This window comes from Pseudomonas sp. FA117 (assembly GCF_057370475.1).
The window spans coordinates 4,948,422-4,962,122 of the sequence record NZ_CM170675.1; the positions used below are offsets into that span (position 1 = coordinate 4,948,422).

The following is a 13,701-nucleotide window of genomic DNA, read 5'->3' on the forward strand; positions in this document are numbered from 1 at the left end:
TGCTGTCACTTGCCCAGCGGGATCTTCGGCGCCCACTGCAGCCAGCCGTCCTCCGGCTTGTCGAACAGCGCGAAGGTCTGTTGCGGTCGCGCCGGGTTGCCCATCTGCTCGCCGTCCGGCGTGGCGAAGGCGATCCCTCCGTCGACCAGGGTTTCCAGAGACTCGGTGTGCACCGTCGCACCCTTGAACAGCCCCCAGTCGAAGCCGAAGCCGCTGCTGTTCCAGAATCGACTGCCTCCGCGCACCAGGGCCGCATAGCGTGGCTCGATGAGGATGTGGATCAGCACCCTGTCGGCACTCTGACCCAGCTCGTAACCGGTGACCTTGCCGACCTGCACCTCACGGTAGGTGACCGGCACGCCCGGCTTGATCGAGCCACGCCGCGCGGCGCTGAGGGTCAGCGGCAGGCCCACCTCCTGGCCGACCACTTCCGGCGCAGCGGGCAAGGCGATGAAGTCCCGTTGTGGCCCCTGGTTCTTCAGCGCAGGCTGCACCTCCAGGTACTGGCCACCGATCAGGGTGTCGAGATTTTCGGTGCGCAGCAGCCCGAGCGCCGGCTTGACCACCCAGAACTGGGTGCCTACACGGGCGATGCGGTCGGCGGCATCGGTGATCCGCGCGCGCAGCAGGACTGCCTGCAGGTCGGCGGTCAGGTCGACACTTTCGATGCTGCCCACATCCAGGCCACGGAAACGGATCGGCGTCCCGGGCTTGATACCATCGGCACGCTCGACGCGAATGGTCACCAGGGCACCGGCGCGATTGGCCGCCTCTTCGTTCTCCAGCAGGCGGAAGCGCGGGATATGCCGTTTGAGCGGCACGTTCTGCTGCGGCGTATCGAAGGCAATGCCGCCAGCCATCAAGGTCTGCAGCGACTCGCTCTTGATCTTGATGCCTGACAGGCCACCGGTGAGGGTGATGCCGCTGGCATTCCAGAAACGCGTCGAGCCATTGACCAGGCTCGCGTACTCTTTCTCGATATGCACGCCAATCAGGATGCGCTTGCTGTTGCGGGCAAACTGATAGCTCTGCACGCTACCGACCTTGACCTGACGATAGGTGACCGGGCTGCCGACTTCGAGCGAACCGAGGGCATCGGCGAACAGCACCAGGTGCAGGCCCGGAGCCTTGAGGTCGAGTGGCGGCGCCTTGGCCCGCGCCTCGAACTCACGCTGCGGTCGCGCGCCCTTCTCCCCCGGACGTATGGCAATGTAGTTACCCTTCACCAATGCCTCGAGGCCGGTGATGCCGGCCAGGGAAATGGACGGCTTGACCACCCAGAACTGGGTGCCATCCACCAGATAGTCCTCGGCGAGCGGATCGAGGGTCAGCTCGGCCATGGCGCCACTGAGGTCGTCGTCGATCTTCAGCGTCTTCATCGAACCGACCTGGATGCCCTTGTACATCACCGGCGTGCGCCCGGCCTGCAGGCCTTCATAGTCGGTCAGGTGCACCTTGATGCGGATACCGGCCTGGGCCGCCTCGAAATCCTCATACAGGCGGAAGGGCAGGTTCGGGTCGGTAGGCGGGCTGTCCTTGCGATGCTCCGGCGTGGCGAAGGCGATCCCCCCGGCCACGATGCTCGACAGCGACTCGCTGCGCACCTTTACACCCGACAGGTTGGCATCGATGCTGATGCCGCTGGCATTCCAGAAACGCGTGTGCTTGCGCACCAGGCCCGCATACTCGGGCTCGATGAACAGCTTGATCTCCACCGTGCCGTGATCGTCGGACAAGCGATAGCTTTTCACCTTGCCCACCTGGATCTGCTTGTAGAACACCGGGCTCTCACGGTTCAGCGAGCCCAGCCGCTCGGCCTTGAGCGTCAGGTGCAGGCCCGGCTCCTTGTCGGACAGCGGCGGCGCCTCGGCCAGGGCGGTGAAGCGCCGGGTAGGCTCGCCCTGCCCCGGATCGACCGCGATGTAGTTACCCGAGACCAAGGTCTCCAGGCCGGAAATGCCCGCCAGGCTGACGCTCGGCTTGACCAGCCAGAAGCGCGTGCCGGTGTTCATGTGCGCCTCGGCCGTCTTGTTCATCTCGATGGTGGCGATGACCCCGGTGTTGCTGCCTTCGGCATCGAGCTTCAGGGCGGTGACCTTGCCCACCGACATGCCCTTGTAGATCACCTCGGTCTTGTTGGCGACGATGCCCTCGCCGGTCTCGAAGCGTACCTGGATTTCCACGCCGGCATCGCGATAGGCCTGCCAGGCAAGCCAGCCGCCGATCATCAGGGCAATCAGCGGCAGAATCCAGATGGCCGACCAGTTCGAGGCTGGGCGTGTTTTGGCCGTTGGCAAGTCACTCATGGTCGTCGTCCGACTCCGTGTTATCCCAGATCAGTCGGGGATCGAAAGTTAAAGCGGCAAGCATCGTCAGGATCACCACACTGGCAAAGGCGATGGCGCCCAGGTTGGCTTCGACACTGGCGATGCGCCCGAAATTCACCACTGCCACCAGAATGGCGATGACGAAGATGTCGAGCATCGACCAGCGGCCGATGAATTCGATGAAGCGGTACATCAGGATCCGTTGCCGGGCCGAAAGCGGCTGGTGACGCTGCACCGAGTACAGGAGCAGGCCGATCCCCACCAGCTTGAAGGTCGGCACCAGGATACTGGCAATGAACACCACCGCAGCGATGGGCAGCATGCCATGCTTCATCAAGGTGATGACCCCGGACATGATGGTGTCGGGGCTGCCCTTGCCCAGGGTGCTCACGGTCATGATCGGCAGCAGGTTGGCCGGGATATACAGGATCATCGCAGTGACCAGCAATGCCCAGGTGCGCACGATGCTGTTGGGGCGACGGGCATGCACGATCGCGCCACAGCGGGTGCAGGTCTGCGAATCGCTGCCGGGCTCCTTGCGGTTGAGTTCATGGCATTCGTTGCAGACCAGGATACCGGCATCAATCGCCCGCATGGGTATCCTCCCCGGAGAGCGCAACCCAGATCTGGTGCGGCGACATCACTACCTCCAGCCAGACCTGAACCAGCAGCAGGCTGATGAAGCAGAACAGGCCGAGCCCGACGGTCAGCTGCGCCAGGTCGACCAGCTTGACGATCGCGACCAGCACTCCCATGAAGTACACCTCGAGCATCCCCCACTCCCGCAGGTGATGATAGATGCGATAGAACAACAGGCCATGACTGCGGCCGATGTTCAGGCGGATGCTCAGCAGGACCAGCAGCTGGCACAGCAACTTGAGCAAGGGAATGGCCATGCTGCACAGGAACACCACCACGGCGATACCGCGCATTTGCGAGTTGTACAGACCCAGCACGCCGCTCCATACCGTGTCGTCGGAGGTTTGCCCGAGCAGGTGCAGTTGCATGATCGGCAGGAAGTTGGCCGGGATATAGAGAAACAATGCGGTCAGCACCAGTGCCAGGCTGCGATTGACGACGTTGTGGCGATGCGCGTACAGCTCGTAGCCACAGCGCGGGCACTGGGCTTTCTCGTCATGCTGGAGCACGGGCTTGCGCAGCAGCAGGTCGCACTCGTGGCAGGCCACGAGGTCTTGCAGCGGCAGGTTCGGCAGCGCTTCGGGATCGGCAGGATTGGACATAGAAGGGTCTGATTGGGATGTCGGCTCTATTCTAGTGTTCCGACCCGAAATGTGGGAGATGGTGCTTTGCAAAGGCCGTTACGGCAGGTGTCTGCAGCCGGCACAGGGTTGCGGGCACTGTCAGCCTCGCCAGCCCGGAAAAGACAAAACCCCTACCTGCTCGCGCAGATAGGGGTTTTGCGAAATGAATCTTGACGATGACCTACTCTCACATGGGGAAACCCCACACTACCATCGGCGATGCATCGTTTCACTGCTGAGTTCGGGATGGGATCAGGTGGTTCCAATGCTCTATGGTCGTCAAGAAATTCGGTTGCCAGTGCGTCCTTTCAGACACGCCAGCCAATTCGGATATGTGATCTTTGTGGGTCGCTTCGAACTTTCGGTTCGTTTCGTCTTCACCACCACAATCTGCAAGGCAGATTGCTTGGGTGTTATATGGTCAAGCCTCACGGGCAATTAGTATTGGTTAGCTCAACGCCTCACAGCGCTTACACACCCAACCTATCAACGTCGTAGTCTTCGACGGCCCTTCAGGGGATTCTAGATCCCAGTGAGATCTCATCTTGAGGCAAGTTTCCCGCTTAGATGCTTTCAGCGGTTATCTCTTCCGAACATAGCTACCCGGCAATGCCACTGGCGTGACAACCGGAACACCAGAGGTTCGTCCACTCCGGTCCTCTCGTACTAGGAGCAGCCCCTCTCAAATCTCAAACGTCCACGGCAGATAGGGACCGAACTGTCTCACGACGTTCTAAACCCAGCTCGCGTACCACTTTAAATGGCGAACAGCCATACCCTTGGGACCGGCTTCAGCCCCAGGATGTGATGAGCCGACATCGAGGTGCCAAACACCGCCGTCGATATGAACTCTTGGGCGGTATCAGCCTGTTATCCCCGGAGTACCTTTTATCCGTTGAGCGATGGCCCTTCCATACAGAACCACCGGATCACTAAGACCTACTTTCGTACCTGCTCGACGTGTCTGTCTCGCAGTCAAGCGCGCTTTTGCCTTTATACTCTACGACCGATTTCCGACCGGTCTGAGCGCACCTTCGTACTCCTCCGTTACTCTTTGGGAGGAGACCGCCCCAGTCAAACTACCCACCATACACTGTCCTCGATCCGGATCACGGACCTGAGTTAGAACCTCAAGGTTGCCAGGGTGGTATTTCAAGGATGGCTCCATGAGAACTGGCGTCCCCACTTCAAAGCCTCCCACCTATCCTACACAAGCAAGCTCAAAGTCCAGTGCAAAGCTATAGTAAAGGTTCACGGGGTCTTTCCGTCTAGCCGCGGATACACTGCATCTTCACAGCGATTTCAATTTCACTGAGTCTCGGGTGGAGACAGCGCCGCCATCGTTACGCCATTCGTGCAGGTCGGAACTTACCCGACAAGGAATTTCGCTACCTTAGGACCGTTATAGTTACGGCCGCCGTTTACCGGGGCTTCGATCAAGAGCTTCGCTTGCGCTAACCCCATCAATTAACCTTCCGGCACCGGGCAGGCGTCACACCCTATACGTCCACTTTCGTGTTTGCAGAGTGCTGTGTTTTTAATAAACAGTCGCAGCGGCCTGGTATCTTCGACCGGCATGAGCTTACGGAGCAAGTCCTTCACCCTCGCCGGCGCACCTTCTCCCGAAGTTACGGTGCCATTTTGCCTAGTTCCTTCACCCGAGTTCTCTCAAGCGCCTTGGTATTCTCTACCTAACCACCTGTGTCGGTTTGGGGTACGGTTCCCAGTTATCTGAAGCTTAGGAGCTTTTCTTGGAAGCATGGTATCAACCACTTCGCGCTCTAAAGAGCACTCGTCATCAGCTCTCGGCCTTGAAATCCCGGATTTGCCTAAGATTTCAGCCTACCACCTTAAACCTGGACAACCAACGCCAGGCTGGCCTAACCTTCTCCGTCCCTCCATCGCAATAACTGGAAGTACAGGAATATTAACCTGTTTTCCATCGACTACGCTTTTCAGCCTCGCCTTAGGGACCGACTAACCCTGCGTCGATTAACGTTGCGCAGGAAACCTTGGTCTTTCGGCGTGCGAGTTTTTCACTCGCATTGTCGTTACTCATGTCAGCATTCGCACTTCTGATACCTCCAGCAAGCTTCTCAACTCACCTTCACAGGCTTACAGAACGCTCCTCTACCGCATCACCAGAGGTGATACCCGTAGCTTCGGTGCATGGTTTGAGCCCCGTTACATCTTCCGCGCAGGCCGACTCGACTAGTGAGCTATTACGCTTTCTTTAAAGGGTGGCTGCTTCTAAGCCAACCTCCTAGCTGTCTAAGCCTTCCCACATCGTTTCCCACTTAACCATGACTTTGGGACCTTAGCTGACGGTCTGGGTTGTTTCCCTTTTCACGACGGACGTTAGCACCCGCCGTGTGTCTCCCATGCTCGGCACTTGCTAGTATTCGGAGTTTGCATCGGTTTGGTAAGTCGGGATGACCCCCTAGCCGAAACAGTGCTCTACCCCCAGCAGTGATACATGAGGCGCTACCTAAATAGCTTTCGAGGAGAACCAGCTATCTCCGAGCTTGATTAGCCTTTCACTCCGATCCACAGGTCATCCGCTAACTTTTCAACGGTAGTCGGTTCGGTCCTCCAGTCAGTGTTACCTAACCTTCAACCTGCCCATGGATAGATCGCCCGGTTTCGGGTCTATACCCAGCGACTAAAGCGCCCTATTAAGACTCGCTTTCGCTACGCCTCCCCTATTCGGTTAAGCTCGCCACTGAATATAAGTCGCTGACCCATTATACAAAAGGTACGCAGTCACCTAACAAAGTAGGCTCCCACTGCTTGTACGCATACGGTTTCAGGTTCTATTTCACTCCCCTCTCCGGGGTTCTTTTCGCCTTTCCCTCACGGTACTGGTTCACTATCGGTCAGTCAGTAGTATTTAGCCTTGGAGGATGGTCCCCCCATGTTCAGACAAAGTTTCTCGTGCTCCGTCCTACTCGATTTCACTGGCAAGAGACTTTCGTGTACGGGGCTATCACCCACTATGGCCGCACTTTCCAGAGCGTTCCACTAATCTCAAACCAGCTTAAGGGCTGGTCCCCGTTCGCTCGCCACTACTAAGGGAATCTCGGTTGATTTCTTTTCCTCAGGGTACTTAGATGTTTCAGTTCCCCTGGTTCGCCTCTTGCACCTATGTATTCAGTACAAGATACTCAGCTTGTGCTGAGTGGGTTCCCCCATTCAGAGATCTCTGGATCACAGTCTGTTTGCCGACTCCCCAAAGCTTATCGCAGGCTACCACGTCTTTCATCGCCTCTGACTGCCAAGGCATCCACCGTATGCGCTTCTTCACTTGACCATATAACCCCAAGCAATCTGGTTATACTGTGAAGACGACATTCGCCGAAAATTCGTGAGAACTCACAAATTTTACCTTAGCCTGAATTCCAGCAGTGAAACTGGTCTTCAGTCTATTTCTATCACATATCCGAATTTTTAAAGAACGATCTGACAAAAGTCAGAAATCAACATTCATGTCCGAATGTTCATTTCTAAGTTCTGAACAGTGCTGCATCTTGAAAGAGTGGTGGAGCCAAGCGGGATCGAACCGCTGACCTCCTGCGTGCAAGGCAGGCGCTCTCCCAGCTGAGCTATGGCCCCGTTTTGTCCTAGGCCGCACCATGTAATGGTAGGTCTGGGCAGATTTGAACTGCCGACCTCACCCTTATCAGGGGTGCGCTCTAACCAACTGAGCTACAGACCTATAACAGGGTCGCGTTACAGCATCGTCTTTTACAATGAATCAAGCAATTCGTGTGGGAGCTCATCAGCAGGCTGATGTCTTCGATTAAGGAGGTGATCCAGCCGCAGGTTCCCCTACGGCTACCTTGTTACGACTTCACCCCAGTCATGAATCACACCGTGGTAACCGTCCTCCCGAAGGTTAGACTAGCTACTTCTGGTGCAACCCACTCCCATGGTGTGACGGGCGGTGTGTACAAGGCCCGGGAACGTATTCACCGCGACATTCTGATTCGCGATTACTAGCGATTCCGACTTCACGCAGTCGAGTTGCAGACTGCGATCCGGACTACGATCGGTTTTGTGAGATTAGCTCCACCTCGCGGCTTGGCAACCCTCTGTACCGACCATTGTAGCACGTGTGTAGCCCAGGCCGTAAGGGCCATGATGACTTGACGTCATCCCCACCTTCCTCCGGTTTGTCACCGGCAGTCTCCTTAGAGTGCCCACCATAACGTGCTGGTAACTAAGGACAAGGGTTGCGCTCGTTACGGGACTTAACCCAACATCTCACGACACGAGCTGACGACAGCCATGCAGCACCTGTGTCAGAGTTCCCGAAGGCACCAATCCATCTCTGGAAAGTTCTCTGCATGTCAAGGCCTGGTAAGGTTCTTCGCGTTGCTTCGAATTAAACCACATGCTCCACCGCTTGTGCGGGCCCCCGTCAATTCATTTGAGTTTTAACCTTGCGGCCGTACTCCCCAGGCGGTCAACTTAATGCGTTAGCTGCGCCACTAAAATCTCAAGGATTCCAACGGCTAGTTGACATCGTTTACGGCGTGGACTACCAGGGTATCTAATCCTGTTTGCTCCCCACGCTTTCGCACCTCAGTGTCAGTATCAGTCCAGGTGGTCGCCTTCGCCACTGGTGTTCCTTCCTATATCTACGCATTTCACCGCTACACAGGAAATTCCACCACCCTCTACCATACTCTAGCTCGCCAGTTTTGGATGCAGTTCCCAGGTTGAGCCCGGGGCTTTCACATCCAACTTAACGAACCACCTACGCGCGCTTTACGCCCAGTAATTCCGATTAACGCTTGCACCCTCTGTATTACCGCGGCTGCTGGCACAGAGTTAGCCGGTGCTTATTCTGTCGGTAACGTCAAAATTGCACGGTATTAACGTACAACCCTTCCTCCCAACTTAAAGTGCTTTACAATCCGAAGACCTTCTTCACACACGCGGCATGGCTGGATCAGGCTTTCGCCCATTGTCCAATATTCCCCACTGCTGCCTCCCGTAGGAGTCTGGACCGTGTCTCAGTTCCAGTGTGACTGATCATCCTCTCAGACCAGTTACGGATCGTCGCCTTGGTGAGCCATTACCTCACCAACTAGCTAATCCGACCTAGGCTCATCTGATAGCGCAAGGCCCGAAGGTCCCCTGCTTTCTCCCGTAGGACGTATGCGGTATTAGCGTTCCTTTCGAAACGTTGTCCCCCACTACCAGGCAGATTCCTAGGCATTACTCACCCGTCCGCCGCTGAATCAAGGAGCAAGCTCCCGTCATCCGCTCGACTTGCATGTGTTAGGCCTGCCGCCAGCGTTCAATCTGAGCCATGATCAAACTCTTCAGTTCAATACTGCTTGGGTTTTTAAGAAACCCTAAACTTGGCTCAGCAATCTCAAATGACTATGTGATTTCTCGCATGGCCACTTGTGATGCTGATAATCTTGGCGACTATCAGTCCGCACTCACAAGCACCCACACGAATTGCTTGATTCGATTTGTTAAAGAGCGTTTGGTCAAGAGCTTTTCGTCTCAACCGAGGCGCGCATTCTACGCTTTCCTCATTCGGTGTCAAGCATTTATTTTGAAGTTTTTCGCGAGAAACTCGTTTAGCTTCAAACACTTGACTCGCTGCGATCTCTCGTAGCGGGAGGCGAATCATACAGCACCAAACGATGCTGTCAACTGCCTTTTTCACCGCTGCCGATCACCAGATCGAAGCCCTTCGCGCTACACCGAACTCGCTTAACTCGTTGATTAACAAGGAGTTTCGCGTTCCGTTTGCTGCGGAAGTGGGGCGCATTATAAGGGGATTCGAGAAGGCGTCAACCGTTAATTTCAAAAAAACCGATAAAAATGAAAAGCTTAAGCTCGCCGCCCGATAAGGCGTGGCACACGCCGCCACACTGGCGGAACGCGCACCAGCATCAGCAGTGCGCCAACGCTGGCATAGATCGCCCACTCTTCAAGGTCCGAACGCACGATCCACAGGAAATGCAGCAGGCCCAGCCCGAGGATCACATACACCAGCTTGTGCAGCTTCTTCCAGCGCGCGCCCAGCCGCCTCTGGCTGTAGCGGTTGGAGGTCACTGCCAACGCCAGCAGTCCGAGGAAGGCAATGCCCCCGACAATGATGTAGGGCCGCTTGCGCAGTTCGACACCAAGCTGCCCCCAGTCGAGCCCGAGGATGAACACCATATAGGCCGTCATGTGCAGCACGATATAGGCAAAACACCACAGACCCAGCTGACGCCGGGCAACGATCCACCCGCCCCACCCCGTCAGGCGCTGCAACGGGCTCATGCCCAGGGTCACCAGCAGGAACACCAGCGCACCCAGCCCGAGCCTGTCGACCAGTATCTTGCCGGGATCAGGCCCCAGCAGATTCATGGCCGCCTCATACAGCCACCAGGCCGGGAACAGGCAGCCGATGATGAAGATCGCCAGACGAAACCAGGGATGGCGCATCAGTAGTTCTTCCGCAGGTCGAGACCGCTATAAAGAGAAGCGACCTCCTCCTCGTAGCCATTGAACATCTGCGTGGTGCGTACATTGGGGCTGAACAGCCCGCTGGGCAGGCGTCGCTCGCGGGCCTGGCTCCAGCGCGGGTGATCGACCTGTGGGTTGACGTTGGCATAGAAGCCATACTCGGTCGGTGCCAGGCCCTGCCAGGTGGTCTGCGGCTGCTCGGCCACCAGACTGATGCGCACGATCGACTTGATGCTCTTGAAACCGTACTTCCACGGCACCACCAGGCGCAGCGGCGCACCGTTCTGGTTGGCCAGCTCACGCCCGTACATGCCCACCGCGAGGATGGCCAGCGGGTTCATCGCTTCATCCAGGCGCAGCCCTTCTACATAAGGCCAGTCGATCAGGGCGAAACCGGAGCGCTGCCCGGGCATGCTCTTGGGATCCTGCAAGGTCTCGAAGCGTACATAGCGCGCCTTGGAAGTCGGCTCCACCTGCTTGAGCACGTCGGCCAGGGGAAAGCCCAGCCAGGGAATGACCATCGACCAGGCCTCGACACAACGCAACCGGTAGATGCGCTCCTCCAACTGCAGCGGCTTGACGAAGTCTTCCAGCGCATAGCGCCCGGGCTTGCCGACCTCGCCATCGACCACCACGCTCCAGGGCTCGGTCTTGAGGGTGCCGGCATTGGCGGCCGGATCGCCTTTGTCGGGCCCGAACTCATAGAAGTTGTTGTAGTGGGTGGCATCCTTGAAGGGCGTGATCGCCTCGTCCTTCACCGTGACCGCCTGCCAGCGCGCCGCACCTAGCTTGTCCTTGAACCAGGCCGGCGCAGCACCTGCCTCGACATCGGCATAGCGCGACGGCTCGGCGGCCTGGCCAAGCGCAGGCAGGGCACCCAGCGCGAACCCGGCCAGGGACGCGCCCAGCAGGGAGCGACGGGAGAAATAGAGGCTTTCGGGCGTGACCTCCGATTCATGACAATCGGACGATCGGGGAAGCTTGATGAGCATGGCGGCTCCACAGCACTGGTGACGGATGTACCAGTAAGACTATGGAGCCGGAGGGTTATTCCAGCATTAAATCTTTTTTCAGCTTTTCCGGCGACGCACGCGCAGCAGGTACTGCACCGGACCAGAAGCCGCATAGCCGAGGAAGATCAGCAGCAGGATGCGCGGCGGGTCGCTGAACACCACGGCGAACACCAGCACCACGGCCAGGATGGCCACGAAGGGTACACGGCCCTTGAGGTCGAGTTCCTTGAAGCTGTTGTACTTGATGTTGCTGACCATCAGCATGCCTGCGGCAGCCACCAGCAACGCGACCAGGAACGACAGTTTCGAGCCCTGGATACCGTAGTCGCTGAACGCCCAGACGGTGCCGGCGACCACCCCTGCCGCGGCCGGGCTGGCCAGACCGATGAAGTAGCGCTTGTCGGCAGTGCCGACCTGGGTGTTGAAACGCGCCAGGCGCAGCGCAGCACCGGCCACGTAGATGAAGGCGACCATCCAGCCCACCTTGCCCATGTCGCCCAATGCCCAGCCGAACGCCAGCAAGGCGGGGGCCACGCCAAAGGCGACCATGTCCGACAACGAGTCGTACTCGGCACCGAAGGCACTTTGCGTATTGGTCATGCGTGCCACGCGGCCATCGAGGCTGTCCAGCACCATGGCGACGAAGATGGCGATGGCGGCGAAGGCGAAATACTTGCTCGCCTCGCGCGGGTCACCTGCACTCAGTGCACTCTGCGCACTGATGGAGTTGATGATCGAGTAGAAGCCGGCGAACAGGTTGGCAGTGGTGAAGAGGTTGGGCAGCAGGTAGATACCGCGGTGCCGGACCTTGCGCCCTTCGGCGTCATGACCTTCTTCGACATGTTCATCGACAGGTAGCAGGCTTTCGGCGTCGGAGGGCTTGTTCGGCTCTTCGGGACGTTCGCTCATGAAAAGTACCTTGCAACTGGGTGGAATAAGTTCGACAGAGGCCGGCGAAACAGGTTCTGACGGCGGGCCTCTGGTCGCTTTATACCAGAAGCTGACTGCGTAAACGAAAAAACGCGGCCGAAGCCGCGTTTTTAATCTATCGAAGCAAGACTCAGTTCTTGGTCTTGTCGACGATCTTGTTGGCCGAGATCCAAGGCATCATCGAGCGCAGTTGCTCGCCGATGATCTCGATGCCGTGGGCGGCGTTGTTACGACGCTTGGCGGTCATCGAAGGATAGTTGGTGGCACCTTCGCTGATGAACATCTTCGCGTATTCGCCGTCCTGGATGCGCTTCAGAGCATTGCGCATGGCCTTGCGGGATTCTTCGTTGATGACCTCAGGGCCGGTGACGTACTCACCGTACTCGGCGTTGTTGGAGATCGAGTAGTTCATGTTGGCGATACCGCCTTCGTACATGAGGTCGACGATCAGCTTCAGTTCGTGCAGGCACTCGAAGTAGGCCATTTCAGGCGCGTAGCCTGCTTCGACCAGGGTTTCGAAACCGGCCTTGACCAGCTCGACGGTACCGCCGCACAGAACGGCCTGCTCGCCGAACAGGTCGGTTTCGGTCTCGTCCTTGAAGGTGGTTTCGATGATGCCGGTACGGCCACCGCCGACGCCTGCGGCGTACGACAGCGCGACGTTCTTGGCGTTGCCCGAGGCGTCCTGGTAGACAGCGATCAGGTCAGGGATGCCGCCGCCCTTGACGAACTCGGAGCGAACGGTGTGGCCCGGGGCCTTCGGCGCGATCATGATCACGTCGAGGTCGCCACGCGGAACGACCTGGTTGTAGTGGATCGAGAAGCCGTGGGAGAAGGCCAGGGTGGCGCCTTTCTTGATGTTCGGCTCGATTTCGTTCTTGTACAGGGCGCCCTGGAATTCGTCCGGGGTCAGGATCATGACCAGGTCGGCAGCGGCGACGGCGGTGGCGACGTCAGCGACTTTCAGGCCGTGGGCTTCTGCCTTGGCAACGGTGGCCGAACCTTTACGCAGACCGACGGTGACATCTACACCGGAGTCCTTCAGGTTGCACGCCTGGGCGTGACCCTGGGAGCCGTAGCCGATGATGGCGACTTTCTTGCCCTGGATGATGGAGAGGTCGCAGTCTTTGTCGTAGAACACTTTCATGGAAATACCCCTGGTTATATCTCGGCCCGCAGGGCCATCGCTAATTGATGAAGTTAGATGCTGAGTACTTTGTCGCCACGGGCAATGCCGGTGACGCCGCTGCGCACGGTTTCGAGAATCGAAGCGGTGCCTATCGCCTGGATGAAGCTGTCCAGCTTGTCGCTGGTACCGCTCAGTTGCACGGTATACACACTGGCGGTGACATCGACGATCTGCCCACGGAAAATATCCGTGGTGCGCTTGATTTCGGCGCGCTGGGCACCGGTAGCCTTGACCTTGACCAGCATCAGTTCACGCTCGATGTGAGCGCTCTCCGACAGGTCGACCAGCTTGACCACTTCCACCAGCTTGTTCAGGTTCTTGGTGATCTGCTCGATCACTTCGTCATGACCCACGGTGGTGAGAGTGAGGCGCGACAGGGTCGGGTCCTCGGTCGGTGCGACAGTCAGGCTTTCGATGTTGTAGTTGCGCTGGGAGAACAGGCCGACCACGCGCGACAAGGCACCAGGTTCGTTTTCCAGCAGCAGGGAAATGATGTGCCGCAT

Annotated in this window: 8 protein-coding genes, 2 tRNA genes and 3 rRNA genes; all 13 read right to left on the minus strand. The window is 57.9% G+C overall.

Going from position 1 to position 13,701, the window contains the following annotated elements:
* Window positions 1–5 precede the first annotated feature (5 nt).
* Window positions 6–2,306, minus strand: coding sequence for a PqiB family protein (locus tag AC1TXO_RS22815; protein ID WP_486403831.1), 2,301 nt, complete (start codon window positions 2,304–2,306; stop codon window positions 6–8).
* Window positions 2,299–2,922, minus strand: coding sequence for a paraquat-inducible protein A (locus AC1TXO_RS22820; RefSeq protein WP_486403832.1), 624 nt, complete (start codon window positions 2,920–2,922; stop codon window positions 2,299–2,301). The genes AC1TXO_RS22815 and AC1TXO_RS22820 overlap by 8 nt, the downstream gene beginning before the upstream one ends.
* Window positions 2,909–3,568, minus strand: coding sequence for a paraquat-inducible protein A (locus tag AC1TXO_RS22825; protein WP_486403833.1), 660 nt, complete (start codon window positions 3,566–3,568; stop codon window positions 2,909–2,911). Before AC1TXO_RS22825 ends, AC1TXO_RS22820 begins: the two co-directional genes overlap by 14 nt.
* A gap of 189 nt (window positions 3,569–3,757) precedes the next feature.
* Window positions 3,758–3,873, minus strand: a 5S ribosomal RNA gene (gene rrf, locus AC1TXO_RS22830).
* A gap of 133 nt (window positions 3,874–4,006) precedes the next feature.
* Window positions 4,007–6,899 (minus strand): 23S ribosomal RNA (locus AC1TXO_RS22835).
* 226 nt (window positions 6,900–7,125) lie between these two features.
* Window positions 7,126–7,201 (minus strand) — tRNA-Ala (locus AC1TXO_RS22840).
* 26 nt (window positions 7,202–7,227) lie between these two features.
* Window positions 7,228–7,304 (minus strand) — tRNA-Ile (locus AC1TXO_RS22845).
* 85 nt (window positions 7,305–7,389) lie between these two features.
* Window positions 7,390–8,926: ribosomal RNA gene (locus AC1TXO_RS22850) — 16S ribosomal RNA — on the minus strand.
* The 16S, 23S and 5S rRNA genes sit together here with 2 tRNA genes alongside, the layout of an rRNA operon.
* Window positions 8,927–9,442: 516 nt before the next feature.
* Complete coding sequence (gene msrQ, locus AC1TXO_RS22855; protein WP_486403834.1) at window positions 9,443–10,045, minus strand: protein-methionine-sulfoxide reductase heme-binding subunit MsrQ; 603 nt, start codon at window positions 10,043–10,045, stop codon at window positions 9,443–9,445.
* Complete coding sequence (gene msrP / locus AC1TXO_RS22860) at window positions 10,045–11,058, minus strand: protein-methionine-sulfoxide reductase catalytic subunit MsrP (RefSeq protein ID WP_486403835.1); 1,014 nt, start codon at window positions 11,056–11,058, stop codon at window positions 10,045–10,047. Before msrP ends, msrQ begins: the two co-directional genes overlap by 1 nt.
* A 78-nt stretch (window positions 11,059–11,136) precedes the next feature.
* Window positions 11,137–11,988, minus strand: a complete 852-nt coding sequence (gene pssA / locus AC1TXO_RS22865) for a CDP-diacylglycerol--serine O-phosphatidyltransferase (RefSeq protein WP_486403836.1) — start codon at window positions 11,986–11,988, stop codon at window positions 11,137–11,139.
* Between the two features lie 151 nt (window positions 11,989–12,139).
* Window positions 12,140–13,156 carry a ketol-acid reductoisomerase gene (gene ilvC, locus AC1TXO_RS22870; RefSeq protein WP_486403837.1) on the minus strand — a complete coding sequence of 339 codons (1,017 nt, stop codon included), beginning with the start codon at window positions 13,154–13,156 and terminating at the stop codon, window positions 12,140–12,142.
* 53 nt (window positions 13,157–13,209) lie between these two features.
* Window positions 13,210–13,701, minus strand: a complete 492-nt coding sequence (ilvN, locus tag AC1TXO_RS22875; RefSeq protein WP_003250040.1) for an acetolactate synthase small subunit — start codon at window positions 13,699–13,701, stop codon at window positions 13,210–13,212.